32 protein-coding genes are annotated in these 26,693 nt (G+C 34.8%); 17 read left to right on the top strand and 15 right to left on the bottom strand.

Annotation, left to right across the window (positions count from 1 at the left end):
- Positions 1–22: 22 nt before the first annotated feature.
- The 6 genes from basF to SSOP1_RS13420 form a co-directional block, all read right to left on the bottom strand.
- Complete coding sequence (gene basF / locus SSOP1_RS13395; protein ID WP_009988599.1) at positions 23–1,999, bottom strand: bindosome assembly system membrane anchoring protein BasF; 1,977 nt, start codon at positions 1,997–1,999, stop codon at positions 23–25.
- Positions 1,992–3,539, bottom strand: coding sequence for a bindosome assembly system ATPase subunit (gene basE / locus SSOP1_RS13400; protein WP_010923955.1), 1,548 nt, complete (start codon positions 3,537–3,539; stop codon positions 1,992–1,994). The genes basF and basE overlap by 8 nt, the downstream gene beginning before the upstream one ends.
- Positions 3,540–3,581: 42 nt before the next feature.
- Positions 3,582–4,001, bottom strand: coding sequence for a bindosome assembly system protein BasC (basC, locus tag SSOP1_RS13405; protein ID WP_009988601.1), 420 nt, complete (start codon positions 3,999–4,001; stop codon positions 3,582–3,584).
- Between the two features lie 27 nt (positions 4,002–4,028).
- Entirely contained in the window at positions 4,029–4,418 is a 390-nt protein-coding gene (gene basB, locus SSOP1_RS13410; RefSeq protein WP_009988602.1) for a bindosome assembly system protein BasB, read from the bottom strand.
- A 3-nt stretch (positions 4,419–4,421) separates the two neighbouring features.
- Positions 4,422–4,838, bottom strand: a complete 417-nt coding sequence (gene basA, locus SSOP1_RS13415; RefSeq protein ID WP_029552492.1) for a bindosome assembly system protein BasA — start codon at positions 4,836–4,838, stop codon at positions 4,422–4,424.
- Positions 4,839–4,922: 84 nt separating this feature from the next.
- On the bottom strand, positions 4,923–5,693 hold the full coding sequence (locus tag SSOP1_RS13420) for a zinc ribbon domain-containing protein (protein ID WP_010923956.1): 771 nt from the start codon (positions 5,691–5,693) through the stop codon (positions 4,923–4,925).
- A gap of 127 nt (positions 5,694–5,820) precedes the next feature.
- Between SSOP1_RS13420 and SSOP1_RS13425 the strand changes: the two genes are divergently transcribed.
- Both SSOP1_RS13425 and SSOP1_RS13430 read left to right on the top strand, forming a co-directional pair.
- Positions 5,821–6,066 (top strand): DUF504 domain-containing protein, encoded by a 246-nt coding sequence (locus tag SSOP1_RS13425; protein WP_009988607.1) that lies wholly within the window; start codon positions 5,821–5,823, stop codon positions 6,064–6,066.
- A 60-nt stretch (positions 6,067–6,126) separates the two neighbouring features.
- The gene (locus SSOP1_RS13430; protein ID WP_009988608.1) at positions 6,127–6,378 is read left to right on the top strand and encodes a hypothetical protein; all 252 of its coding nucleotides are present in this window, start codon (positions 6,127–6,129) and stop codon (positions 6,376–6,378) included.
- Here SSOP1_RS13430 and SSOP1_RS13435 read toward each other — a convergent pair.
- On the bottom strand, positions 6,362–6,709 hold the full coding sequence (locus SSOP1_RS13435; RefSeq protein WP_009988609.1) for an ArsR/SmtB family transcription factor: 348 nt from the start codon (positions 6,707–6,709) through the stop codon (positions 6,362–6,364). The genes SSOP1_RS13430 and SSOP1_RS13435 overlap by 17 nt on opposite strands.
- Positions 6,710–6,811: 102 nt before the next feature.
- On the opposite strand from SSOP1_RS13435, the gene SSOP1_RS16645 reads away from it, so the two are divergent.
- The 4 genes from SSOP1_RS16645 (at position 6,812) to SSOP1_RS13450 (ending at position 9,415) form a co-directional block, all read left to right on the top strand.
- A complete protein-coding gene (locus SSOP1_RS16645; RefSeq protein WP_014511429.1) occupies positions 6,812–6,994 on the top strand; it encodes an eL24 family ribosomal protein in 183 nt (60 codons plus the stop codon).
- Between the two features lie 13 nt (positions 6,995–7,007).
- Positions 7,008–8,369: a mercury(II) reductase gene (gene merA, locus SSOP1_RS13440; RefSeq protein ID WP_009988613.1), complete on the top strand. Its 1,362-nt coding sequence runs from the start codon at positions 7,008–7,010 to the stop codon at positions 8,367–8,369.
- A gap of 140 nt (positions 8,370–8,509) precedes the next feature.
- Positions 8,510–8,878 carry a hypothetical protein gene (locus SSOP1_RS13445; protein WP_009988614.1) on the top strand — a complete coding sequence of 123 codons (369 nt, stop codon included), beginning with the start codon at positions 8,510–8,512 and terminating at the stop codon, positions 8,876–8,878.
- A 135-nt stretch (positions 8,879–9,013) separates the two neighbouring features.
- Positions 9,014–9,415 carry a CBS domain-containing protein gene (locus SSOP1_RS13450; protein ID WP_009988615.1) on the top strand — a complete coding sequence of 134 codons (402 nt, stop codon included), beginning with the start codon at positions 9,014–9,016 and terminating at the stop codon, positions 9,413–9,415.
- Here the strand turns inward: SSOP1_RS13450 and SSOP1_RS13455 are convergent.
- Positions 9,412–11,187: a S9 family peptidase gene (locus SSOP1_RS13455; RefSeq protein WP_009988616.1), complete on the bottom strand. Its 1,776-nt coding sequence runs from the start codon at positions 11,185–11,187 to the stop codon at positions 9,412–9,414. The genes SSOP1_RS13450 and SSOP1_RS13455 overlap by 4 nt on opposite strands.
- Positions 11,188–11,262: 75 nt before the next feature.
- On the opposite strand from SSOP1_RS13455, the gene SSOP1_RS13460 reads away from it, so the two are divergent.
- Positions 11,263–12,093 carry a M48 family metallopeptidase gene (locus SSOP1_RS13460; RefSeq protein WP_009988617.1) on the top strand — a complete coding sequence of 277 codons (831 nt, stop codon included), beginning with the start codon at positions 11,263–11,265 and terminating at the stop codon, positions 12,091–12,093.
- A 3-nt stretch (positions 12,094–12,096) separates the two neighbouring features.
- Here the strand turns inward: SSOP1_RS13460 and SSOP1_RS13465 are convergent, their stop codons facing one another.
- A complete protein-coding gene (locus SSOP1_RS13465; RefSeq protein WP_029552493.1) occupies positions 12,097–12,417 on the bottom strand; it encodes a GYD domain-containing protein in 321 nt (106 codons plus the stop codon).
- A 137-nt stretch (positions 12,418–12,554) separates the two neighbouring features.
- On the opposite strand from SSOP1_RS13465, the gene SSOP1_RS13470 reads away from it, so the two are divergent.
- Both SSOP1_RS13470 and SSOP1_RS13475 read left to right on the top strand, forming a co-directional pair.
- Positions 12,555–13,685, top strand: a complete 1,131-nt coding sequence (locus SSOP1_RS13470; protein ID WP_009988620.1) for a thiolase family protein — start codon at positions 12,555–12,557, stop codon at positions 13,683–13,685.
- On the top strand, positions 13,682–13,957 hold the full coding sequence (locus SSOP1_RS13475) for a zinc ribbon domain-containing protein (RefSeq protein WP_009988621.1): 276 nt from the start codon (positions 13,682–13,684) through the stop codon (positions 13,955–13,957). The genes SSOP1_RS13470 and SSOP1_RS13475 overlap by 4 nt, the downstream gene beginning before the upstream one ends.
- Here SSOP1_RS13475 and SSOP1_RS13480 read toward each other — a convergent pair.
- Positions 13,949–14,269: a TA0938 family protein gene (locus SSOP1_RS13480; RefSeq protein ID WP_009988622.1), complete on the bottom strand. Its 321-nt coding sequence runs from the start codon at positions 14,267–14,269 to the stop codon at positions 13,949–13,951. The two genes, SSOP1_RS13475 and SSOP1_RS13480, sit on opposite strands and share 9 nt — an antisense overlap.
- The gene (locus tag SSOP1_RS13485; protein WP_009988625.1) at positions 14,266–15,177 is read right to left on the bottom strand and encodes a thiaminase II/PqqC family protein; all 912 of its coding nucleotides are present in this window, start codon (positions 15,175–15,177) and stop codon (positions 14,266–14,268) included. Before SSOP1_RS13485 ends, SSOP1_RS13480 begins: the two co-directional genes overlap by 4 nt.
- Positions 15,178–15,283: 106 nt before the next feature.
- Between SSOP1_RS13485 and SSOP1_RS13490 the strand changes: the two genes are divergently transcribed.
- Positions 15,284–16,459, top strand: coding sequence for an MFS transporter (locus tag SSOP1_RS13490; RefSeq protein ID WP_009988626.1), 1,176 nt, complete (start codon positions 15,284–15,286; stop codon positions 16,457–16,459).
- Here the strand turns inward: SSOP1_RS13490 and SSOP1_RS13495 are convergent.
- Both SSOP1_RS13495 and SSOP1_RS13500 read right to left on the bottom strand, forming a co-directional pair.
- Positions 16,434–17,477, bottom strand: coding sequence for a hypothetical protein (locus SSOP1_RS13495; RefSeq protein WP_009988627.1), 1,044 nt, complete (start codon positions 17,475–17,477; stop codon positions 16,434–16,436). The genes SSOP1_RS13490 and SSOP1_RS13495 overlap by 26 nt on opposite strands.
- Positions 17,468–17,677 carry a hypothetical protein gene (locus SSOP1_RS13500; protein ID WP_009988629.1) on the bottom strand — a complete coding sequence of 70 codons (210 nt, stop codon included), beginning with the start codon at positions 17,675–17,677 and terminating at the stop codon, positions 17,468–17,470. The genes SSOP1_RS13495 and SSOP1_RS13500 overlap by 10 nt, the downstream gene beginning before the upstream one ends.
- A 117-nt stretch (positions 17,678–17,794) precedes the next feature.
- On the opposite strand from SSOP1_RS13500, the gene SSOP1_RS13505 reads away from it, so the two are divergent.
- The 4 genes from SSOP1_RS13505 to SSOP1_RS13520 all read left to right on the top strand — a co-directional run bounded on the left by SSOP1_RS13505 (position 17,795) and on the right by SSOP1_RS13520 (position 21,609).
- On the top strand, positions 17,795–18,190 hold the full coding sequence (locus SSOP1_RS13505) for a hypothetical protein (RefSeq protein ID WP_009988630.1): 396 nt from the start codon (positions 17,795–17,797) through the stop codon (positions 18,188–18,190).
- Between the two features lie 89 nt (positions 18,191–18,279).
- Positions 18,280–19,983 carry an MFS transporter gene (locus tag SSOP1_RS13510; protein ID WP_009988631.1) on the top strand — a complete coding sequence of 568 codons (1,704 nt, stop codon included), beginning with the start codon at positions 18,280–18,282 and terminating at the stop codon, positions 19,981–19,983.
- 27 nt (positions 19,984–20,010) lie between these two features.
- Positions 20,011–20,868 (top strand): SMP-30/gluconolactonase/LRE family protein, encoded by an 858-nt coding sequence (locus tag SSOP1_RS13515; RefSeq protein WP_009988632.1) that lies wholly within the window; start codon positions 20,011–20,013, stop codon positions 20,866–20,868.
- A gap of 30 nt (positions 20,869–20,898) precedes the next feature.
- Positions 20,899–21,609: a purine-nucleoside phosphorylase gene (locus SSOP1_RS13520; RefSeq protein WP_009988635.1), complete on the top strand. Its 711-nt coding sequence runs from the start codon at positions 20,899–20,901 to the stop codon at positions 21,607–21,609.
- 250 nt (positions 21,610–21,859) lie between these two features.
- Here the strand turns inward: SSOP1_RS13520 and SSOP1_RS13525 are convergent, their stop codons facing one another.
- Entirely contained in the window at positions 21,860–22,261 is a 402-nt protein-coding gene (locus SSOP1_RS13525) for a DoxX family protein (protein ID WP_009988636.1), read from the bottom strand.
- A gap of 215 nt (positions 22,262–22,476) precedes the next feature.
- Between SSOP1_RS13525 and SSOP1_RS13530 the strand changes: the two genes are divergently transcribed.
- Positions 22,477–23,502 (top strand): AIR synthase family protein, encoded by a 1,026-nt coding sequence (locus SSOP1_RS13530; protein ID WP_009988637.1) that lies wholly within the window; start codon positions 22,477–22,479, stop codon positions 23,500–23,502.
- On the opposite strand, the gene SSOP1_RS13535 is transcribed toward SSOP1_RS13530, so the two are convergent.
- The gene (locus SSOP1_RS13535; protein WP_009988638.1) at positions 23,489–24,397 is read right to left on the bottom strand and encodes a tetratricopeptide repeat protein; all 909 of its coding nucleotides are present in this window, start codon (positions 24,395–24,397) and stop codon (positions 23,489–23,491) included. The two genes, SSOP1_RS13530 and SSOP1_RS13535, sit on opposite strands and share 14 nt — an antisense overlap.
- 119 nt (positions 24,398–24,516) lie before the next feature.
- Here SSOP1_RS13535 and SSOP1_RS13540 point away from each other — a divergent pair, with 119 nt between their 5' ends.
- Together SSOP1_RS13540 and SSOP1_RS13545 are read left to right on the top strand one after the other, a co-directional pair.
- Positions 24,517–25,146 (top strand): YkgJ family cysteine cluster protein, encoded by a 630-nt coding sequence (locus tag SSOP1_RS13540; protein ID WP_009988640.1) that lies wholly within the window; start codon positions 24,517–24,519, stop codon positions 25,144–25,146.
- 77 nt (positions 25,147–25,223) lie between these two features.
- Positions 25,224–26,660 carry an ABC transporter substrate-binding protein gene (locus SSOP1_RS13545; RefSeq protein ID WP_009988641.1) on the top strand — a complete coding sequence of 479 codons (1,437 nt, stop codon included), beginning with the start codon at positions 25,224–25,226 and terminating at the stop codon, positions 26,658–26,660.
- Positions 26,661–26,693 lie beyond the last annotated feature (33 nt).

Genomic DNA, 26,693 nt, shown 5'->3' on the forward strand with positions numbered 1-26,693 from the left:
GGAAAAGAGAAAATATAAACGTTTATATCGAGAAGAATTTCAAGATTATCGGTTCTATTACGCTGAAGAAGTGTATTGAGAGCACTGCTAGGGTTAATCCAATTGCTGGCATTATCATGTATTGTACAGTGCCATATAGTGCTTTAGTTACCAGTAATCCTATGGCAAAAGTTGACATTAAAATGAATATGAACATTTCAGCAAGTATCACCGGAGATAAAATAAATTGACTAATGATGTTTGGGAATTGTGGTAAACCTACGGTATTTGTCGGTAAAGTTACTATTGTGAATGAGTCAATAATCACAATAGCTATAAGTATTGTAGCTATTAGAAGGAGTGGTGTTAGAATTCCTAAAACTTGATAAGCTCTCATTCTTGAGAATGCCTCCTTCTTTGATTGTATAAAATTAAGTGTAAATTCAGTTAAATACTCCAGTAGATCTGGTCTTACAGCACCGCTTTCTATTAGTATCTGGACAGTGGTAAGAGAGAACTTACCCAACCAGCTTCTAGTATTTATCTTAGCTCTAGTTATTGGAATCCCCATGGAATCTTGTTTTGTTATTTCATTTAGTACCCTATTAAACTCCCTTCTATATCTCTTTTCCTCGGCCAATGTCTTAATAGCCCTACTTAGATCGTAACCTATCTTTCTGAACTCTGTAATATCTCTTAGAAATTGCGGTAACGAGTTTTCAACATCGTTAATTTCTCTTATTTGGTTATACATGAATATTGTTGATGCTAGAGAGAACGATAAGAGCCCTAAACCAATTGCGTAATATATTTCATCAAGAAATATTTCGATTACCCCTGCTGTTAATAATGCAGCGATAAATCCTATTAGTAACTGTAACTTGGTGAGACCTATACTATCCATATATCTAGGTCTATTATTAGCTGTAATTGTATATAATATTGTACCAAATAATATAGGTATTATGAGCAAAAATGATATAACTGCACCACTTGTGAAGAAGGCTAATGCAATTAAGAACATGGGGAAAATAAGGAATAAGATCACTATTAACTCTCCTAGGAACGAAGTCCTTTCAGAGTAAAACCTCCAACGGAATTGGAGCCAATTGAGAAACTCTCTAGCCTTTTGGAACAAATATGCTTCAATATCGCCACCACTTCTTATGATCGAAGAATAGCCAGCTAAAAACCAAGAGTAATCTCTATTTAGTGTTAATCGAGATCTATGCTCCAGAGCATCTAGCGGGGATTTTCCAAAGAATTCTATATCCCTTATAATGAGTAATGCCTCCTTTTTCATAGCTTTAAATATTGGAAATTGTAAAATTTTTCTCATTCCCTCATATATGGTTGTACCACTTGCATTAATGATAGTGATTAGAGTCACAAAGAAAGGTATCTCATCTTGAATATCGTCTCTTATTTCTCTAGCCCTACTCTTGTATTTCTGTTCTGGATAAAAGATAAAAGTTAACGGAAAAAATATTAATAGAAATGGTAGAGGAGAGAGTAATGCTATACTAAGTGCTAATGATACCGGTATTACGACAAGTAATGAGACTAAAAAATATGCAACGTATCTAACGCCAACCTCAGTAGGACTTTCCAAATCAGCACTCGCGTTAATATATCTCTTACTACGCTCACTTATCCAATTTGCTATGATACCTAATCTACTACTTGTAATTATCCTAGACCTTAGAATGGTTGATAATGGAACGCCCTCTTCATATTCACTCCTTATTCGCGTCAAATTTATTGTAAAGCTTATACTTAAAATAACTATTCCTCCAATAAATAGGCCTAGAAGTAATGCTTGAAGAACGAATATAAAACCCAACGCATCCCCAAGTGCTACCGAAGGGTTACTCACGATATATTGGAAAAAACTAGAAAGCACATATAGGAGACGTTCTCTAAATATTGTAATAATTAAGTTTAGTAAGCCTGATAGTAAAACTAGAAATAAGAAATCGTATGAGATTATACTAGCTAATTTAACTCTTCTCTCAGTCACTCTTATCACCATTTGTATAATACTTGACTAACTCTCTTGCTAATGTGTCATAGTCATAAACTCCCTTTTCGGCAAGCCCTCTTATTAGTAGTAATCTGTTTTCAATCTCCCTATACAACTTATCCCTACTCCAGCCTAATAGTTCTCTAGATCTTTCTAGCTGTATACTAGTAATTTCTTTTAAATTATCTGGAACAAAGTTCTTTCTTTCATAGTCATATCTAAATACTTCCCTAAATCCATTTCCATCATTTTCGACGATAGATATCATTTTCCTATTCATCTTTCTATCCTCAGTTTCAATTCTTTTTATGATTGCGATTACTGAAATTAGTTGTTTGAATTGTAATGAGAGCTCTGGACCTAATAATCCGCTAATTCTTGTTATTAGGTCAGTATGATTAGATCCGTGAAAGGTTGTAAGTCCACCATGACCACTGGCGACAGCTTGAACTAACCATTCTATTTCCTTACCTCTAACTTCCCCCACTATAATGTAATCTGGTCTGTATCTTAAGGAAAGTCTGACTAGCTCATAATAACTGATATCCTTACTTCCTTCATAGTTTGATGGCCTAGTATAGAATTGTATCCAATATTTATGTGGCAATTTTAGTTCTGGTGTATCCTCAATAGTTAAATATTTCGCTAACGGATTAAGTAGCATCAATAATGCGTTCAATGCCGTAGTCTTTCCACTACCAGTAGGGCCTACGAGAAATGTAAATAACTTAGCTTCTGCAATTATCCACAAGTAAACTGCCATTAAATCGCTTAATGTCCCATACTTATATATCAAATCAATTATCGTTAGAGGTTTTTCAGGGAATTTTCTTATATTAAATGTCGTTCCCCTACTTATTTCTTCACCGTAACTCACAGCGACCCTATGTCCCTCCGGTAACATGAAATCTTGTAGTGGTGTAGCTGTACTTACACTTCTCCCACCTAGCGATGCCAGCCTCTCTACTAATCTCCTTACCTTTAATTCGCTCCCTAAAACGATGTTAGTCTCCAATCTAGGCCATTCACTATGTCTACTATGTACTACTGAAATTGGTGTAGTCGGAGATACTAGTTCTATCTCTTCGACGAAAGGATCACTCATTGGTGCTTGTAATATCGAATATTTTATTTCTCTAGTGATATAGTACATATACTTCTTTAAGTTTCTCTTCACGTCGCCTATTACTCCTAATTTGGCTGAAATTTTTAATACATCTTCTTGTAGCTTTTCTAAGTCAATTTGTTTGTTCGATACGGCGGTTGATGCGGAGTATATCAAGCCATCGAGTATTGCTAATAAGATTTTGTTTTCTCTCTGATCAAGTTGTGGTTCATTTACTAAGTAGAAGCCAATTCCATCCTTTTCGGCAATGTAAATTTCAACGTCAAAGCTATTTAGTGTATAATGCTCTACGATATTTCGGTTATCTAGGCTAGCTTTAAGGGATATTATTCCAGATTCATCAAGTGATTGAAGATAATAGGATAATTCTTCAAATTTATTGTGTGATTTCTTTTTACCAATAAGTACCATATACCTATTTAAAAAAATAAAAATAAAATACTTTATTGTTACTTATTGGTCGATAACTTCCACTGATGTAGCATAGGTTTGCCCATTATCGTACTTAACAAGCACAGTAATAACATAATTATTGCCTTCTATTGCTTTAGGTACAGCTAGTGTAAAGGCATAAGAGTGACCGGGTGGTATATTTAAACTGGAATTGGTAAAGTTTGATATAACCGTAGCGTTATTTTGAGGACGCACTTGAATTGTTATGCTGGTTATATTACTAGCTCCTTGATTAATCAAATCCCCAGTTAAAATTCCTCCGACCATCTGGACATTACTTATACTTAATCCAGTAGTGATCATACTATGCCTAAGCACGCCGAAGAAGTAATAACTGATTAGGCTAACTGCTGCAATTGCTACTAATATTAGTAATACGGTAACTAAAGCATTCTCTAAACCCTTTCTATATTTTTGCATACAGATATTTCTCTTATTTCTCCTTTTTTACTTTTTCCCAGAAGATGGCGCAATATAGAAACTATTTCCATACGATGTTACAATAACGTATCCGTTAGCAGTCTTAACGTGTATTATAACGTTGGAATTGGGTGGTATTACAATGTTTTCCGGTACAATTGTCACATTGGTCTTATTTATTAATAATATAGCAACAATTGTAGTCACTACTGATCCAGCGTTATATATTGACAAGGAACTATTTACATATCCTATTAGTAAATTCTCTTTAGCCTTATTTGCAAGTATTTGGGAAACTTGTATATATTCCTTCTGTAAGTTTTCATACGAGACGCTGATATATAGTATTAAGCCTATTGTTGCAATTATCAAGAAGAAGATTACTACCATTGCAATTACTGAAGCTTGTCCCTTCATTTTCTAAGCCTCCAACTGTATCAAGTTATTATTGGAAGTTTGTATTATTATATTGGTAGTGTTATCGTAGACTTCAATCACGTAAACTACTTTCGGATACAATATCTTAATTTGGGTATTCGTATTATTATATATTATAAATTTTACAATAGTATGATTAACGTAAATATTAGTGATATTTATCGGTAAATTTCCAATATTTTCAACATAAAAATACGAATGATTATTTATTTGATGGTAATATACTACACTCAAAATTTGGCCACTATCAATATAGTAATTTTTAAGTTCTTGATACAAACCATATTGATTTGCGTTAACTATGTGTAGATAGTAGATAGTAACGATTGCAATTGCAATTAATGTAACTAAAATAAGAAATACTACAGTTATAGCCTCAGAAATACCTCTCATTAACAGTCACTTATAATAAAGTAATGATTTACCTTATTTATAACGATTTCTCAAGGTATTAATAAAATTAAAATTTTTACTTTCCACAAATTAGCTGATGTCTCTTACCATTAAATAGGTTAAAATTGAAGTATAAGGTATGGCGAATATATTTACTATTGGTATTAAGCTAAGTAACGATCCGATTAGTATAACTACTGCCCCGCCAGCATCTACACCAAACGCCCTTGAATACCAGTTTATTGTTTCAGACAAGCTCATTGGTCTATTTAAGATTGTTGCAGCTGAAACTATATATAGTAAGACTCCAACGAGTCCCATTATTATCCAGCCTAACCCTAGGGATCTGCTTAACCCTAATAGTATTCCTAATACTATTAGAATAGCAATTATAGGATATAATCTACTTAAGGTGTTCCTAGCATTTGTAAAAGCGTTATTCAAATTGAGTTGAGCTCCCATAACTGCATCTCTAGCCATGTAAGTGGTTGTATGAACTGTTATGCTGAAAATAATCGCATCTACAATCCCTATAATTATACTAAATATTAGAGCTGTAACTGTAAAGGCTACTGGTGAAATCAAACTTATTCCAGCAGTTATTGCACCGAAAAGCGCTAATAATATAACCTCTATTATTAACATTATTATCGGCGGAAATATAATTGAGAGGTTCTTTGTAAGGATATTGAACGAAGTAGATAGCCTATCTGGCTGTAAGGGATTAGGAGACGTAGGTGAAGGTGTTGAGGGAGGGTTCGTAGATATTATCGGCTGGTATTGAAGAGGATACCCACATTTACTGCAATAATTCGCGTCATCTGGATTAATATACCCGCACTTCGGACATTGTTTTGGCATTTGTAAGATAATTCTCTTCCCAGTTTATATCAGTTATGCGCCCGGCCATTCACCAATCATAATGGCGAAAAATCGCCATTCTCTTCATCCTATAAAAACTAAAAACTTCTTCCTTATATATAATCTTGTGAAAATTAAGGATGCGATAAATAGGGTTAGATGGAAATATAAGGAGAAGATTGACGATTACGTCATTGTGATAAAGGATAAGTTAACTGAGACTGGACTAAAAGAGATCCCCTTTACGGATATTTATACTGTAGATAACAATTATTTGTATCTTAAAGGAGAAGATACTATAATTCCACTCCATAGGGTACTTATGATTAGGAGAAAAAGTGATGATGCGTTGATTTGGAAACGTGGAGATTAAGCTTTTTAACGTCTAATTATTGAATAAAGTTTTTATTGATCTTTTCATAAACATATATTTATGAGCAGTAGGAAAATTATACCCACTAAGCTACCAGTAATTGGTAATGAAGACATTCTTCCGCTTTTACCTCGAGTTTCGTTATCAGAATACGACGAGGTCATGTTAAGATGTAAAGCGTGTAATCAAATATTACCAATTTCTAAAGCTCTAAATCACCAATTAATGCATAAAGAGAAGGGAGAGGATGCTTGCTTCATAGTTGAGATGAGTAAACCTAAGCACATATGGTACTCTAATGAGATAATTTAACTTGACCTTTCTCCTCTGCTAGAACATCACAAGATAAGATAGATTGGCTGTATTTTTTGACATGATTTATGGATAGTTTTATTAGTTCAATTATTTCCGGTGTTGATATTGAATAGTACGAAAACTTACCATCCTTTCTAACCTTAACTATTCCGCAATTTCTCAGACAAGCCATATGATGAGATATTAAAGATTGCGATTTCCCCAGCGATTTGCTTATTTCATCTACAGTAGCTTGTCCCTTGTCTAATAGAAAGAGCACTATTCTCAATCTCGTCCCATCTGCTAGGGCAGAGAATAGTGATTCCAATTCATTTGTAAGAGGCTCCACACTTTTATAATGTCAATAGGTGAAAATAAGTCTTTCTATGAACATATGTTCATATGAAAGATTTTTATATTAGTTGATAAGAATCATAAATAGGTGAACTAGATGGTTAATCTAAGGTTAAATTTGAAACAAGACGAGTTAAAATGCGAGAACTGCGGCGTTAAACTATCCGAAGATGAAATATATGTAAGGGAAATCAATGGTAAAGAACATTACTTCTGTTGCTCTCATTGTGCCGATAAATATGAGGCAAGATTTAAGGAAGGAGTATCATCGTGTTGCTAGAGAGGGATAGATAGTGGAAGATCTGGTGATCATAGGATACGGCGCAGCTGGATTTGCGGCGTTAATTAGGGCAAATGAACTCGGAATAAAGCCAGTGGTTGTAGGTTATGGAGAAATAGGCGGAACTTGCGTTAATGTAGGATGTGTTCCATCGAAGAGAATGTTGAGAATAGGTGAATTGTACAATTACTCTTCAAAAGTAATAGGAAAAAAGTTGTTTCCAGAATTTTTCCAAGCCTTTCAAGACAAGGCTGAAATCGTAAATTCCCTGCGAAAGGAAAAATACGAGGATGTGATAAATTCATATGATATCAAATTAAAAATTGGTAAAGCATATTTTACTTCACCTAATGCAGTTAAAGTAAATGGTGAGATAATAGAGGCTAAAAAGTTTATAATAGCCACAGGCTCTTCTCCCAATATACCTAACATAAAGGGTTTAACTGAAGTTGGATTTTGGACTAATGTGGAAGCCTTATCACCAGACAAGACAATATCATCCTTGGCTATTATAGGCGGAAGGGCATTGGCGTTAGAGTTCGCACAAATGTATAAGAGACTAGGAGTTGATACTACAATTCTTCAAAGGAGCGGAAGAATATTACCGGATTGGGAGCCTGAAATTTCCCTTTCCGTTAAAAACTATTTAGAGGAGAATGATAGTATTCCAATTTTTACAAATGTGAGAGTTAAGGAGGTTAGAAAAGGAAACGGGGGAAAGATAATAGTTACTGATAAGGGTGAAGTTGAGGCTGATGAAATTCTGTTAGCTACCGGAAGAAAGCCCAATGTAGATTTAAATTTAGATGCAGCAGGAATCGAATTAAACGATAAGGGAGGCATAAAAGTTAATGAAGAACTAAGAACCTCAAATCCTAATGTATTTGCCGCAGGAGATGTAATTGGCGGTCCTATGTTGGAAGCTCTAGCTGGCAGACAAGGTTCAATTGCGGCAGAGAACGCAATAATGAATGTGCATAGAAAGATTGATATGTTAAGTGTACCTCAAGTTGTGTTTATAGAGCCGAATGTAGCTAAAGTTGGTCTCACTGCACTTGAAGCAGTAAAAGAAGGCTATGATATAGACCAAAGGGTAGTAAAAATGGATAATATAGCTAAAGCGAGGATATTAAGGGAAAATTACGGATTAATAAAAATGGTTATAGATAAGAAGTTTAGGAACATTTTAGGTGTCCAGATGTTTGGTAAATACGCAGCTGAAGTGATAAATGAGGCAGCATTAGCACTTAGATTTAGGGCTACAATAGATGACTTGATCGATACAATACATGTCTTTCCCACAATGGGAGAAAGTTTAAGAATAGCAGCGTTAGCTTTTACCGGTGACGTTAGTAAAATGAGTTGTTGTGTATAGCTCGATTTCATTTCTTTTTATATAATTAGTTGTTCTATTGGTTAAGCGATAAAGAAAAATTCTCTGTATAGTAACGCGCTTATTTCTATGAAAGTTATGAAGGTAAAAGTTTAAATACTATAAACAGTATAAATACCACTATGCAAGAAGTTAAGAGATTATATGAAGATGAGGAAGTCGAGGAGATAGCACTCCGTATAACTGATGAAGAGATAGAAGTTGTTGACCGCAGAGGAGTTATTAAGGGGAAAATTTCATCTAAACAACTGGCTAAGAAAGCTTTAGAGAAGAAAACTTTAAAGTTTAGAATTACAGAGGCTATTGACACAAAAATTACAAAAGAAGATGAGAAAGCTTTACCAAATTTAATTGAGTTATACTTCGACCCTCATCTGCTAATATATGGAAAAAAGGCTGAAGAAGTAAAAGGTTCCGGTTACATATGCCCAATATGTGGAATTGAAATAGACGAATATGGCTATTGCGGCTGTGGTACTGGATCAAGTTAATCTATATATTTTTTTCTTATACAAAATGATCTATTTCTTTATATATGTCTTTTAAGTTTTCTTGTTATAAAGCACAATTGTTAAACATTGTTAATGATAAATAAAGTTTAAGTTGTAGAGAGAGAAAAATAATCTATGAAACTTAAAGATGTTTTCAATAATACTAGACCTATAAGAATTGCCCGACATACTAGTCTTTCCGAAGCATTAGAACGTATGGATAAACAAGGAGTCAAGTTTGCGCTTATAGTTGACGATAGTAAAGGAGAGGAGATCATAGGCATAGTAACTAGAAGTATAATTTTAAGTTCACTTGGGAAGGGGATCTCACAAAATGAGCCGGTATCAAAGGTTATGATAAAAAACGTTATTACTATAAATGGAGAGGAGGATTTGATAGATACTTTTATGTTTATGATGAAGAATAACATCACTCACTTATTAGCAATTAATGAAAACGGGAAAATAATAGGTGTAGTTACCTTGAGAGATGTTCTTTCAGCCATAAATAAGGAATGTGAAAGAGATATTGATTAGAGTAAATATTTACTAAACCATTCTAATTTAGTCTTCAATCTATCTATCATATTCTTAGGCTTCCCTCTTCTAGCGTGTTCATGACTATCACCTTGGTATCTTACCAACGTTGTAGGGACTCCTTGCATCTTCAATGCAACATAAAATTGTTCAGCTTGTTCAATTGGGCATCTATAATCTTCCTCTCCGTGAATTAACATGGTAGGTGTTTTAACGTTTTTCACATAATAAATTGGCGACATTTTCATTAGTTTCTCAATGCCTTCAGTACTCCATGGATCTGCAATCCCGGATTCAATCGCATTAAACCAAAAACCTATATCACTAGTACCACACATACTAACTAGATTCGATATACTCCTTTCGCTAATTGCAGCCGAAAACATACTAGTCTTCGTTACTATCCAATTGGTCATAAAGCCTCCATAAGAACCACCAGTAATACCGAATTTACCTTTTAAACTATACCTTTCCTTAACGGTATTCACGAAGTTCATTAGATCTTCGAAATCCTTTCCACCCCAATCCCCCACACAAGCCTTGGCGAATTCCTCCCCATATCCTTGACTGCCTCTAGGATTTGCATATATTACGTTAAACCCATTATCTACGAAGAACTGGAATTCTATGAAATAACCATAACCATACGCCATATGCGGTCCCCCATGGATGAATAATATTGTTGGTGCGTTAGGATCTTTAATTATACTCCATCCCTCCACTTCTACTCCGTTAGAGTTTACTGTTATTCTCTCTGGAGTGTATCCTTTGATGTTAGGGTTCGGATCATATTCTATATCTCTATATTTTAATATTACAGGCTTTTCTGGAGTGGAATAGAAGTAAGCTAGTTCACTATTACTATAATCAAATCCTCTTACCATTATATTTCCACTAGTTACCTTATCTACCTTATTATCAGAGATTTGATAAATATGTGACGTACCTCCCTCTTGACCTAAGGAGAGTATTAGATCTTTTTCGAATACGATCCTATCCTTTACGCCATCAAATAAATCAGTTAACACTTTATTTCCGCAAGTCTTTCCACACATGTAACTCTTTCCTTCTTCTGGTAGCATTATTTCGAGAGAAGCCCATGGGGTTAGCCCTTTCCTATGCCCTAAAAACGCTATTTTCCCCTCGCTATTCATAGCTATTGCTTGTACAGTCCCATCCTCCTTCGTTATTCTGTTTAACTCCCCAGTTTCTATATTTACCTCATACAAATTTCCTAATCCATAATCATCTCCGTCCTTAGTTGCTGAAATTACGACCCTATTACCGTTTGTAGCTAAATCTGTAACGTCAAAGTTCCCTGTAACGAGCCTTCTCAGATCCTTACCATCAAATAGGTAAAGTGATTGCCTAGCTCTCAATAAACCTCTGCTATCAAACCTATACTTTATCTTCTCGGCTCTAAAAGGTAATGTCTTATCTGTGTTTTCCTCTGCTATCACTAATATTCCCTTATTATGGAACTCATATTTGGATATTTTGCCAGAAAATGTAAATATTACTTTAGGCTCGCCATAGAGTTGTGCTTCAAGTAAGGATGATTTAGCCTCTTCGTTTCTTATAAAGTAAAGCTTATCATTATTGAACTTAGGTGATGATTCATTTCCTTGAAAAGTTATCCTCTTGAGGTTCAAATAAATTGATGATTTGTATTTATCCTCTTCTATCCATGTCTCTACGTGAAATAGTTTTCCATTCTCTATTGTTATTTCTGGTACTAATTTAATCGAATAGTAGTAGTCTTCTGGTTTCATAATATTAGTATATTGCTCTAAGTAATAACTTTGATTATCTTATCGTTTTATAAACTTTTAGAGCGAGTAATATGTGTGCACTCTATAACCACGTATTGGTGGAAATATTATCTAGCATCCTTCTTCTCTATTTTAGTAATTGGTATAGTAATATCGTCCTTAAATATAAATATACCCTATTTCTTTCTAATCCAAATAGGGCTAGTATTTAGTCTCTGGTACCTCATTTCTCCAATTATAATGATCCTTGTATTTAAGATGAGAAGAGCTCCTCAAGATGTTACCTTTATGGTAGAAGATCTTTCAAAGAAATATAACGTTAAACTGTCCAAAGTTTACATTATAAATGATAATTTCCTTAACGCTTTTGCCTTTGGCAATATAATTTTTAGAGGAATAGCAGTTACTTCACCACTGTATGAAAGTCTAGTCCAAGAGGAGTTAGCGGCAGTTCTCTCTCATGAAATTGCCCATATAAAGAATTACGATCCAGAAGTTATGTTACTTACAATATTTTCCATTAATTCCATTTATGCAGCGCTTATTTATTATCTGCCTTTAGTTTCCCTATTTTTCCTAATAATATACTTTGTCATCTTATTGCCATCAGTCTTTTACGTGCATAGGAAAATAGAAAAGAGGGCTGATTTAACTGCAGTAAAGGTGAATCCTGATATAACTTATTGGTTGGAGAGTTCCCTAATAAAAATTGGATATTTAAGTAGAAGTATTCCGACTAACATGTTAAGATATGTCCCCCCAATACAGATATTCTTGGCTAAGGAGTTCATTGTAAATCACATTGTTGATGAAAAAAGCGTTCTCTCATTTAGAACGCATCCATCCCTAAAGGAAAGATTGTTATACTTATCTCAGTATGAGAAACAAAAAATGTATTATATTTGAGAATTACTTCCTTTCATGCGGATGGCCAATAGGTGGTGTGGTTTTAATAGCCCTTATCGCTTCATCAACAGAAATCGCTAAATAGGTCTTTGTCCTTACAGTGCCTCTACTATTCAATTCTATTAAGGCTTTAAGGAACGTTTCAACATTATCCACTTCTACTATGTTAATGAAATCTATATCACCAAATACTACATATTGCTCCTTTACTTTCGCCCCTATTTTAGCCAATTCCTCATTCACCTCTTTTATTCTTTCTGGCTTATCTGCTATAGTCTCAGCCCCCTTATCGGTAAGGTTAGAAAGAACTATGAATATTGCCATTATCATTATACTCTTTCTTAAAAAATATAAACATTTCTTATTAACAAGTACTATTGTTGTTTTTGCTCTAGAAATGAAGTTTATGTTCTCTTTATTGGAAGTTCAATTTTATATTTTAAATGTGGAATCTCACATGAATGGTTGCAATTATTGACGCAAGCATAACCCGATTCGGAAAGAGAAAGGAGAGCTTATTAGAGCTTGCTGGAGAGGTTGCATTACCATTAATAGGGAAATACGAAATTGATTTTGTAGTAGTTTCTAACAGCTATTCTGGGGAGTTTAACTCCTTATCTGGGATAAATAATTTAATTACAACTTATTTATCAGTAGATAAAGTACCATCAATTAGGGTCGATAATACTAGTGGAAGTGGGGGTTCTGCAATATTGGTAGCTAAATCACTACTTGATTCTAAAATTACTAAAACTGTATTAGTCTTAGGAGTCGAGAAGATGTCTGAGAAGAATACCAAACAAGTTACATCTGTCATAGCCTCATTATTATCACCGGAGGAAAAAATTGTCGGACTAACTCTACCTTCACTAGCAGGATTAATGACTAAGGAGTATATGAGGAGATATAACGCGTCCAGAGAAGCCTTTGCCTTAGTAGCAGTCAAAAATCACTATAACGGATCTTTAAATCCCTTTGCTCACATACAGAAGGTGGTGTCATTAGAGGAAGTTTTGAATTCCCCTATCATAGCAGATCCCTTAACCCTTTACGAATTTACCCCAATTAGTGATGGGGCTTCAGCAATAGTTATGGTAAGGGATGAGGACGCTTATAGTTTTACCAAGAAGCCTGTATTTATAAAAGGTATGGGTGCTTCTTCAGATACGTCATATTTATCTGAACGTGAGGATATATTAACAATGAATGCGGTGAGAATTGCTGGATTGACCGCTAGGAAAATGGCAAAGGTTGATAAGGTTGATTTCGCTGAGCTTCACGATATGGCCACAGTTCTGGAAATAGTTGAGGCTGAAGAGTTAGGCTTATTAAAGAAAGGAGAAGGATGGAAAGCATATTACGACGACTACACCAAAATTAATGGCGAAATGCCAATAAACACTAGTGGAGGGTTAAATTCTAAAGGTCATCCAATAGGGGCAAGTGGTATAGCCCAAGCAGTTGAGGCATTTTTACAAATTAGGAATCAAGCGGGAAGTAGGCAAGTTAGAAATGCTAGAGTTGGGCTATCCCTAAGTATGGCTGGTTTCGGAAATTCCGCAACTGTAATAATTTACGGTGATGAGCCTTGATCTATGTATGTAAAAATTGCGGTTATTCGTTTTGGGTTAAGAGGGCCAGATGTCCAAGGTGTTATTCAACTGAATTTAACATTAAGGATAATATAAGAGAGGGGGAACTACTAACATCGTGGAAATTGTCTGCTACTCCAGAGGGATTTGAAGATAAGTATTGGCTTTGTCTAGTCAAAGTCGATAATGTGAAAGTATTCTGTAGATCCTTAAGTGAGCCTAAAAATAAAATGGTGTTAAAAGAAAATGGCTTATGTGAACCATTAGCCTAACTCTTTAAAAGTCTCTATTCCAGCCTCATCGTTAAACTTAACGTAAAATTTATACTCCTTATTTCCACTTTTAGCTGAGCATGTCCTTCCTGTATAATAATTCCCATTGATTATTAATTCATCAATTTTACTCCAGTTTGTTCTTTTCTTGACCTCATTCACCATATTTACGAATTCTAACGCACATATATCGCAACAGAAGAACAACTTCTCTCCATCGATCTCCTCATAATAATCTCCCCAAGTTCCTCCGCATAGAGCACAACCTTTCTCCTTTGTACCAGCCTCCTTTCCATTAACAATAATCTTCATTTAATCACCCTCTTTAGTAAACTTGGTTCTATTTCGAATCCTCTCTCTAATCTGGCTAATAAATACTTTGAAAAAGCGTCAAACGACTTAAGAACAGTAATTTGCACTTGTTCCTTCATTTCCATTTCCTCTGTGTACTTCTCAACCATTTCTAGAGCTTCTCCCGCATGTGAAACATCAGCCTCATATCCTTCTCTTAGAAAGTCTTTAACAGCTTGGGGATACTCATCAGAAGAAAGTATTTCTGGATTAAAATAGGGTAATTTAGCTCCATATTTAACTAAACTTCTATCAGCCACTAATTCGAGACTATGCATTGATGCCATGGTCTCTAACCAAGTTTTACTTTCAGCAATTTTCCTCCATGTCTTTATAGCAGATTGTGTAGAGGGCAATGGTTGTGTTGATAATATTTTCTCTCTCGGCATTCCTAAGGCTTCTCCCATTCTTAATAATAACTCGTAGTGAGCTGGCCTACCATTATATCCTATAAACTCAACTGAGATATTCTCCAGTTCATATTGCAGAACGTCATCCTTATCAGTTTTGAATACTATTGATGATAATACCTTAACCCAATTCTTCAAAAAATGTTGATGTTCAATTACATAACCTAATAACACTCCTTTAGTAGGATTTTGCATTGCTACAATAAACGGATGAGGGTTGTCTCCATAAAATCTCTCTATAAATCTAGTCCTAATCCACATCGATAAGCTATTTGGTGTTGAGAAGAACCTTTCCAAGGCGTTTGCTAGTTCATTGACCTCCATTCTCTTCATAGATATATTCCTATTTAGCCACATTACATGAGATTTGTCACTATTGGTATTTGCAATTAAATCCATGTGCTTGGCTAGATCCTCCCACGAGTTAAATTTCATTTCACATGATGGGCATAATGGCATAAGTTAATACTCAATGTTTTCCTTATTAAGTTTAATTTAGCTAGAGACAGAAGATAAAACGAAAAATAGTTAAACTACTAAATTCTCTTGTAATATAGGTGATTTTTTGCAAGACGATTACGGCTATACTTTTCTTTTACTGTCAAGAATTTTAAGAAGCATTGGTATAATTTACATAACTCTCTCCTCTTCACTATATTTATCCGCAATTGGCGTGAAACCAGAAATTATAGGAATAATATTTCTAGGTGCAATAGGATTCTCATCAACTCTCAATTTAGCCCTAGGTATCATAGGTGATAGAATCGGTTACAAAAAAGTCTTGATCTTTGTGGAAATATTGGCCGCAATCGCGTCAATGCTACTTGCGCTTTCGATAAACCAAACGCTAATCTTTGCAGCTCTTATAATAGGGGGAGTTGGAGGAGCTGCGGGAGGTATAAGAGGGGTATTTTCACCGGGTTTAACTGCACTGGTAGCTAGTAATTGGAGTGAAGAAAAGGAAAGAGTGAGAAGATTAAGTTTCCTAATGTCAGCTTCATCCTTAGCTGGAATAGGAGGGAGTGTTCTCCTTTCAATAAGGTCCTATATAAGTAATTCCGTTGAGGGATATAGATTACTATATTTCCTATCATTTGCATTACTCTTAGCTTCGGCAATATCATTACTCCTTGTTAAAGAGGTTAAAAGGCCTAAAAAGACTTCAAAAGTTATGAAAAAATCTAGTATGAAATACATTTCAAAAGTCATAGTTTCAAACTCAATAACTGGATTCGGACTAGGTATAGCTATTCCGCTACTTCCATTATGGTATAAGTTAGCTTTTCACGCTAATTCCTTTGAAATAGGATTAATCTTTACGATATCTTATTTAACAACTGCGATAGGTTCACTGCTTTCAAATAAAATAATGTTTGACCCATTAAAAGTCGCTTCGATAACTAGGATACTGAATGGAGTGTTCCTAATCGCAATGGCCTTTTCGCCTTGGTTAGCTTTAGCGGCTGGATTATACATTGCAAGGGGATTGAACGCTGGGATTGGAGCACCAAATAGAAGTGCAGTTAATGTTAGAGGGGTATCTGCTGAAGATTTCGGTACTGCCTCAAGCTTCCAAGGTTTGGCGACAAGGCTATCCCAGATGAGCTCTGGTATTAGTGGTTACTTATTAGATATTTCATACTCATTACCATTGGAAATAGGGGGTTTGTTGCAAGCTGTGGGAGGTTATCTCTATATGAAACTATTGGCAATATCTACTGATAGAAAAGTCGATTCTTGAGTAGCGGAATTACGCCTATTATAATAATTATGATAATTTGTTCCAGAAGTAAGTAATAGGATGACAATTGCAATGAACTATAGAGACCATACGCAATTAATCCTAAACTTATGAAGCCTAGTAGTTTCAGTTCATTTCTAATTGAAAAGGTCATCGAGATAAAGAAGATTATTAGCGATATATAAAGTGCCGTCAAAGATGGGACAATCGTATAAATATAATACATATAGGGATTTATTAGGCTAGTAAGTGTAAATCCTAAGAATCCTAAAACGAGATATTTTCTACTCTTAATGCTGAATTTCGATAGAACGCTCTTCAATGAATAAAATTCTACTACAATTAACGAGAATGTACTAAATGATGAAATAAGATATATTATTTTAGGAATGTTAAAAAATGAGTCTAAAAACAGTATGGCTCCAGTTATTAAATACGCTAGAATTACACTATTAATTCCCTCTTTGCTACCATTTCCTATAAACGGTGTAAGTGTTATGCAGATGTATAAGAGAGAGGTAGAGAGAATGTTAGTAAAGCTTAGCTCATAAGGGTTCATGAATTTAAGATGCCAATTTATAGGGAGTATAAATAACATTTGTATGATTGCTGAGACAAATAGGAATTCTAACTCCCTATCTAGAAGTGTTATCATTGCGATAGATCCCGCTATTCCAATTGTAAGCAGTATAGCTGTAAATCCGTCCAGATTTAGTATATAATATACTATATAATCTACAGTATAACTTAAATAAAGGAAATATGAGAAAAACCAGAAGTATAGGAAGTAACTGGAGAGTTTTGGAGTAAATTTGACTACATAATCGTAAAGTCCACCTTTATCCCATACTTTATTCATAGAATAGTATACAAGAAAAGTTATGGGTGAAAATATGAGAACAGATAAGACTACTTCAAATGGGTTTACGTTTTCTAAGAATTGTCCAACTAATGCTAAAGGTCCACCTATGGAAGAAAAAGAAAAACCAAAAACAAGTAGCTTTCTGTTCAACCCCATACTGCTCCACTAGAACTTGATGTAGTAGTTGTAGTAGAAGATGATGTGCTAGGTGAAGTTGTAGATGTGTAGGTTGTCATATGGCTTGTTGAAGTCGCTGGTTGATGTGATGTGGCAGCCATTCCAAAAAATGCTCCACCGATTATCAGAATTAGTATAGAAATTCCTACTATTATAAGTCCTATTTTGCTGATTTTCATTGTTTCGCCAATATCCTCCTCTTTTCATATTAATTTAAATCTTTTCCCAAATAGTATTTTCAATCTAATTAAAGATTTGGGCAAAATCTTATTATTTATTGAATTACACAATGTCATATGCCTAGAGTTTCGATTTCCTTATTAGCCTTAGGAGTAGTTGCAGGGATAGCTAGTTTTGCATGGACTGCTGATCATTTGCCGTTATATAGTATAAGATTTCTACCATATAGTATTAGGGCATTCTTCCTTTTTGACTCAATCCTAGCTATTATTGCTGGCATACTATTCATACTTTCATTTAGACTCTTTACCTTGAAAATTATCTATCTCTTAGAAGTAATATACTGGTGGATAAATTATCTACTCCTTACTTTAACTAGAGTATTCCCAGCACCGCTTATAGGTAGACCATTACCGGTAACTACTGGGCCAGCTTTAATAGCTTTTGTTCTAGACATAATACTCATAATACTATCTACAACCATATACATTTTTCTAACTAGCAAACGGTAGGTAAATCATTATAAATTTATGATTTTTTAAAAAAGTATGATCGTTATTGGGCAAAAGTTTTAATAAATTAAAGTTAAGTCTTTAACTATATGGTTCAGTACAAGTGGATTGCATTGTCCAATACAAGTCTCGGTGCATTCATGGGATTTATGAACGCTAATGTAGTATTAATAGCATTACCAGCAATATTTAGAGGAATTAATATTAATCCGTTTAACTCTTTCCAATACTTATTATGGATCTTATTTGGTTATAGTATAGTATCAGCAATCTTAGTAGTGAATGTAGGTAGGATCTCAGATATCTTCGGAAGGGTGAGAATGTACAATTTAGGATTCCTAATTTTTACAATTGCATCTATACTATTATATTTAACCCCTGGCAAAGGAGATATAGCCGCAATTCAATTAATAATTTACAGGATACTTCAAGGTATAGGAGGATCATTCTTAATGGCTAATAGCGCTGCAATTTTATCTGAGGCATTTCCACCAAATGAGAGGGGATTTGCATTAGGATTAAATGGCGTAATAGGAATATTCGGTGGAGTAGCTGGAATAATCATCGGTGGAATTCTTGCTTCAATATACTGGCGTGACGTATTTTTAGTGAGCGTTCCTATAGGTATTTTAGGAACTATTTGGTCATATAAATCCTTAAGGCAATTAAATAAGCCTAATAGAAATCAAAGTATCGATATAGTTGGAAATATCCTTTATGCCGTTTCCCTTATATCAATACTGCTTGGGATAACGTATGGTATTTTACCATATGGTAATCAAGTTACTGGTTGGACAAATCCATTTGTGATATCGGGTATTGTAGCAGGTGTAGGAATGTTCATCGGATTCTTGTTCGTTGAGAGTAGAGTTAAAGACCCCATGTTTAGAATAGAACTATTTAAAATAAGGGCATTTACATCTTCAGCAGTATCAATAATCTTAGCACAGCTAGCATTTGGAGGTCTTCAATTGATGCTAGTATTATTACTTCAAGCCATATGGCTACCTTTACACGGTTATAGTTATGAAGTAACACCTTTCTGGGCCGGAGTATATCTTCTTCCACTATTAGCTGGATTTGGAATAATGGGGTCAATAGCGGGTAGACTAGCAGATCGTTATGGAGCGCGAAGCTTAGCCACTATTGGACTTTTAATCATGGGAATAGGAGTTTTGACACTAACAACATTGCCATATAATTTCAACTATATAGAATTTGCTGTGATAATATTTTTCATAGGTGTTGGAAATGGACTATTTGTATCGCCTAATATGACAGCCTTAATGAATGCCTCACCACCACAGCATAGAGGATCTGCTTCTGGAATAAGAGCTATGTTAACTAATACCGGTAGTACATTAAGTATTGGGATATTCTTTACTATAGTAATTGACACCTTATACATTTCATTACCTCCAGTATTAACTAATGCATTAACTGCTGCTGGAGCTCCTCAACTAGCCCCAATATTAAGTAAAATACCTCCAACTGCTGCGATATTTGCGAGTTTTCTAGGCTATAATCCTGTTTCGACGATACTTTCGCAACTACCGACCTCATTAGTTAACGCAATTCCTGCCTCTACAATAGCTACCATAACCGGTACATATTGGTTCCCTAACGTGATAGCATCACCCTTCATGGAAGCTCTAAGAATTGCATTTTACGTTTCAGCATCAATGGCATTTTTAGCTACTATAGCTTCAGCTTTAAGAGGAAAAACGGTGATTTATGAAAGAGATTTAATGAGACCTATGGCTGTAAACTCCTCAGATGATAAAAAGGATTAAAAGCTAATTATACTAAAATACTAAGGCATGGAGCCGAATTTAATTACCTTAAGTAATTACAAGGCGACTTTAGGAGAGGGCCCCGTTTACGATAAGGAGTTGAATAAACTTTTTTGGGTTGATATTGAGGGAAAGAGGATAATAGTTAACGATCTGAATACTGGTACTGAAGTATTCTATGAGATGCCTGATCTCATATCATCCTTATGTGTTATTGATGATAAGAGAGTGATTGCTACCATTAGACATGGATTTTATATAGTAAATTTAGACAGAGGAGAAATTCAGAAGATTGCTGAAGTGGAAACTGATATGGAATCTAATAGATTTAACGATGGGAAGTGTGATAAACTTGGGCGATATTGGGCGGGAACTATGAATATGAATGAAAGAAAACCAACTGGAAGTTTCTATAAACTTGATACTGGTAAGATAACTAAGATTTTAGAAGGTCTCACAGTATCAAATGGCTTAGGTTGGGATCCAGATAATACTCAAATGTTCCTCATTGATAGTCCAGTTAGAAAGGTCTTCGTATTTGATTTCGATCTGAATAAAGGGGAGATCTATAATAGAAGAGTTGCAGTAGATTTCGGAAATGAGCCGGGAAATCCTGACGGGATGGCAGTTGATGAGGAAGGATATATTTGGGTAGCTCATTGGGGTGGAGGAAAGGTTAGTAGATGGAATCCTAAAACCGGGAAGAAATTGTTTGAAATAAAAGTGCCCGCAACCTATGTAACCTCAGTAACTTTCGGTACTCAAGAACTAGACCAATTATTCATTACCACTGCTGGAAAAAGCCAAGACCCATTAGCTGGAAAAACGTTTACAACTAAAGCTAATGTAAGAGGATTGCAAAATTTTAGGTTTAAAATCTCGTAAGTTTTATATCCTTAAACGTTATTTTTCATTATGAATCCAGTTCACATTTTGGCTAAAAAGGGGGAAGTTGCAGAAAGAGTTCTAGTAGTCGGAGACCCAGGCAGAGCAAGACTATTATCGACATTATTGCAAAATCCTAAGTTAACCAATGAAAATAGGGGATTCCTTGTATATACAGGTAAATATAATGGTGAAACCGTAAGTATAGCGACTCATGGAATAGGAGGTCCTTCAATAGCTATAGTTCTAGAGGAATTGGCAATGTTAGGTGCAAATGTTTTCATTAGATATGGTACAACTGGAGCATTAGTGCCTTACATTAACTTAGGTGAGTATATAATAGTAACTGGTGCATCTTATAATCAAGGAGGCCTATTTTACCAATATCTAAGGGATAATGCATGTGTGGCTTCTACACCCGATTTTGAGCTAACTAACAAATTAGTAACGTCTTTCTCTAAAAGAAATCTGAAATATTACGTAGGAAATGTCTTTAGTAGCGATGCATTCTATGCTGAGGATGAGGAATTTGTAAAGAAGTGGAGTAGTAGGGGTAATATAGCAGTTGAGATGGAATGTGCAACTCTATTTACGTTAAGCAAGGTCAAGGGATGGAAGAGTGCAACAGTTCTAGTTGTTAGTGATAATTTAGCTAAAGGTGGTATCTGGATAACAAAGGAAGAATTAGAGAAAAGTGTTATGGATGGGGCAAAGGCTGTTCTAGACACCTTAACTAGCTAGATTCGAAATTTTTTAATGTATGTAAAAATTGGCTTCCTAGCAAATATTACTGAAGAGTAAATACTTGAAACGCTATTAAAAACTCTATTCGTATCTTGCAGATATAGAATTGCAATCTTACTACTTTCTATTATTCATTATAACTAGAAGTATAATTTACAGACCAAGTACAGAGATTTCATGTTGTAATTTACATCAATTATGAAATAACTTTAAAGATATGTTTCCAGAAGGGAAGTAAAAAAACAAATTAAATTTGTGGACCCGGTAATATGGCTAAATCGCCTGGACCTAATAGCAGTAATATTATTGCGCCAGCTAGGAATAGTATATCTAGATCCATTCCTGGATTCATTCCAGTGGCTAGTGGCTTTTTCATTCTATGACTTACCACTATAGTACCCAAGAAGAACAGGATCAATACCGCTGAAACTATTAGTGATATAGCCCCTATCATTACTAAAAGTCCACCTAAGATTTCAACTAACATGGAGAGATCTACAAATATTGGCGGTACTCCTAACTGTCTCATATAACCTTTAAATTGGGAATTGAGATTTTTATTTGCCTTAGCCGTACCATGTGGTATTAGGGCGATTCCATATAGTATTCTGAATATTAGTAGACCTATTGAGGCTATGGTCAGATCCATATTTGGTTCCTCCGAGGAAACTACTTTACTTAGCTAAGTTCATATAATTAACTTAACTTGCATTAAGCTAGTTACCATATGTAAAGTTAGAATTATATAAGGGTTATATACTTTTTTAAATATATTTTTATTTTTATTACCTTTTATCCAGCAACTACTTATGGAAAGCATTTGGTTACTTAACCTTTTAAATTTCCCAAGTATTTTATCACTTAATGCATTTAGGAAAGATAAATGAGGATGTATTTAACAAGGTAATCTATCCTCACCTTGGAGAGAGACGAAAGGAAGTAGTTGTCGGTCCTCAGCATGGAGTTGATACTGGAGCAATAGATCTTCAAGATGGTAGAGTCTTGGTAGTAAAGACTGATCCAGTATTCATCGTTCCTCAATTTGGGTTTAAAAAAGCTGCGTGGTTCGCAGTTCACATTTTAGCTAGCGATGTTATGACCTCTGGAATTCCACCCGAGTATGCTGTAATAGATCTAAATTTACCGCCCAGAATCAAAGATGAGGAATTTGAAGAGATGTGGATTGGGATTCACGAGGCGTTAAAGGAGATTGGAGTAATGGTAGTTGGAGGTCATACAGGTGTCTATGAGGGTACTGACTATCCAATGGTAGGAGGATTCACGATGTTCGGTATAGGAGAGAAGGAAAGGTTAGGAATGCCATCTAAGGTTAAGGTTGGAGATAGTGTGATAATGACTAAGGGTCCAGCGATAGAAGCTACCGGCCTTTTAACTAACCTTTACCCTGAGTATTTTAAGCAAAGATTGAGTAATGAGATTTTTAACGAAGCCTATAACATGTATTGGAAAATGAGTTGTTGGAAAGATGGTTTAATAGCGTCCAGAATTGGCATTCACATGATGCATGATGCTACTGAAGGTGGGGTATTTGGAGCATTAACAGAGGTAGCGAGAGCGAGTAGTAAAGGAATGCGGATATATGAGGAAAGGTTTTTCATCAATAGGGCTGTTAGGGAGGTGACTAAGTTAGTTAATATAGATCCATGGATATCCATAAGTGAAGGTACTATGATCATAGTTACTGATAAGGGAGAAGAAGTGAGGAACACGTTGATAAGGGAAGGAATTGAAGCTGAAATAATTGGGGAAATAGTAGACCAAAGCGGAGAGGTAACTATGGTAAAGAAAGACGGAAGTAGAGTTAAGATTGAACATCCTTTAGAGGATCCTTTCTGGAGAGCGTTTTTCGATTTAGCTAGCAAAACTTAGTAATTACTTTCTCGATAACTTCTTTAGTTTTTTCCTTAAATTTTCCCTCTCTGATCTCTTCGCAAACAATTTCTCTGAATTCCTCCATCTCTTCTAAATATTCTGTTAAAACTTTTATGGCTTCTTTCTCATTAGTTTCAGTTAGGATCTCTACTTCAGTTAGTTTAATGTAAGGATTATCTGGATCAATTTCTAAAGCTCTCTTTATTGTATTATAAGCCTCGTTTGTCCTTCCCATAAAAAGTAATGTCTCAGCTTTACCTTGATAGTAATATGGATCTTCAGGGTTTGCACTAATAGCCTTATTGAAATACTCAAGAGCTTGATCATATTTTCCCATTGTGAAATATGTGTAAGCTATTGCGTAGAGGTTTTTGTCATCGTTCAAGTTAGTCTTATATTCCTCAATCGCCTCATTGTATTTCTTCAATTGAAATAAAATATCACCTCTTAACTTATGAACTTCCGAAGAGTCGTCAATTTCTAAAGCTTTATTAACTTTTTCCAAAGCCTTTTCGTAGTCCTCCAGTTCATATAAGATGTTAGCCATATAGTAATAATATTTCTTTTCCTTATTTGGTAAATCCTTATCCATCTCCAATGAAAGTTGAAGTTCCTTTAATGCCCTCCTTATTAGTTTTTCATCACTAATATTATATCCTTCCATATATAGCGAATAGCCTAAAAGACAGTGATATTTTGCCTCATCCTTCTTAAGCCTTATTGCTTTTCTTAAGTTGTCTATTGCCCTTCTATATTTTCCAATCTTAAAATACACTAACCCCATTAGATAGTATAATTCAGGGTCATCTTTCTTTTGCTCTATTTCTTCTTTTATCCTCTTTAAGGCTTCATTATACTTTCCTCTATTTATTAGCTCTAATATTTCACTCATCTCCTCTTCATTAACTTCCCTTATTTAATAACGTTTTCTTTTGTTCACTAGTTTTATGTCTTCAATTTCTATATTAATATTAAGATAACCATTTATTTTTCAAATTCCACCCTACATGTATGGAAATTAACGTTGATCAGATTAATCTAATGACGAAGAAGGGTTTAAGAGGTGATTTGAAAAACTTTGAGAGTGTATTAGACTTTCTGGAGAAATACGGAAATGCAACCATAGTAAAATATGGTATGTATTCTTTAGTATTTCAAATTGCAATGAATAAGTTCATAGATATTTCGAAAGAATGTGAGGAGTGTGGAGGGAAGTGTTGTCAAATTGGTTATCCCGTACCCGTCTATGGATTTGATTATGAGGAGTTAAGAAATAAACTAAGTATGGAGGATTTGAAAAAATTGGAAAAAGTAGATAGTAACTTATTTTTGTTAAGAAGACCTTGTAAATTTCAAAAAGGATGGTATTGTAGTATTCATAAATTTAAACCATATGCGTGTCTCTCATATCCATTTGCGACGGAAGATGAGCAGAGGGACGCAATTAATTCATACGATGGAAAGGGTATTCCAGATTTTAAAGTACCTGAATATTGTAAAGCAGGGATGCGAGTAAAGCATATTATGAACCAAATTATTACTGATTTAACTAACAAATTGGGCAGACCACCTACTCCGAGAGAGCTATATAATGAGTTAAAATCAAGATATTATAAAAATGAGGAAACCACCAGTAAATGAACTGATGATTAAACCTTCAGTGGGCTGATTTTAACTAGGATATTTTTAAAAGTAGAAATTCACTATATTTAGTAGATATGAAAGCCCTTTCAACTCTTGCAATGGCTGTAATAATAATAGTTGTAATAGCTGTAGTGGCTGCTGCAGCATATCTGATTACCTCAAGTAGTCATCATCCCTCTATTTCAACGACAACTACACCGATTATAGCTACCAACACAACCGCACCAATTACATTAACAGTAGTCACATTTAGTGGGCAGTCTGCAAACTTTATCCAATACGCTGGTAACTTATTCCATCAACTACACCCAAATGTTCAAGTTGAAGTTATCCAATATCCATTTAGCGAGTACATTCAGAAAGAACTTACGGCACTTGAAGCTCATTCCTCCCAATATGATATTATAGGCTTCACTTCAACTTCTGCTCTAGATGTCGCATCATATTTGTTGCCTATAAACGAGTCAGTTTTCAATTTCTCCGACATAATATACCCTCAAGAAGATTTTGGAGGATTGTATTATAACGTATCCACTAATAAAACTGAAGTGATAGGTATCGCATATGAAACTGCAGTTTACTTAATGGCATATAATGCTACAATATTTAATAATCAAACCTTGGCACAAGAATTTGAACAAGAGTATCATATGAATTTTTCACCAATTACATATAAGAACTGGAGTGTAGTTTTAGATGTTGATCAATTCCTAACTTCACACCATATCACAAAATACGGTTTCCTAATAGACGATCATGTCGCACACGGAATTATTGACGCATTTCCTGCAGTATTTGGCTGGTATTATTTTAGAAATAATTCATTAAATATGGGTAATCCAGCAGGTTTACCTAACTATAACATAATGTTTGAGGGTAGAATATTACCAGGTTTTAATTATCCTCTACCATCGTTTAATTCTTCCTCTGGCGTGCAAGCTCTAATTACCTATAGGGAATTAGTAAGTTATGAGCCCAGTCCTTCACAGATTCAAATATCGTATGATAACCTACCAGCATTCTTCTCTCAAGGAGCTGGCGCATTTCTATTCACATCTCAATTAAGTTATATAAATAACTCTAAAGATGTACTACTCGCACCATTACCTGGGGGATATGCGGAAACCGGAACTGACTTTTTAGGAATTAGTAAGTACTCATCACATCCTCAATTAGCTCTAGAATTCTTGCAATTTTTAGTATCCCCTAAGGTGCAAGAGATTGCATTCCTAAAATATGGTAAATTCCCGATCTCTAAACAAGCGTTTCTTTCACTAATAAGCAACTCGTCACTTCCTTCTTATAAAAGGGAATGGCTGCAAGAGACTTATTACGCAGCGTTAAATGCCACAGCAAATCCACCAAATATTCCACAAACATATCCTGCATTAATTCCAAGCTTTAATAATGAGGCATTTCAGTTCTTAACTTCACCTCAATATAATGAGACATATGCTATGAACGTATTACAACAAGCTGCAAATGCATGGATTAAGGCACTTTCTTCATAGTAAAAGCTAATATTTTTTATTTTTATATCTTAT

The sequence above is a fragment of the Saccharolobus solfataricus genome, assembly GCF_900079115.1.
Classification (GTDB): Archaea; Thermoproteota; Thermoprotei_A; order Sulfolobales; family Sulfolobaceae; genus Saccharolobus; species Saccharolobus solfataricus.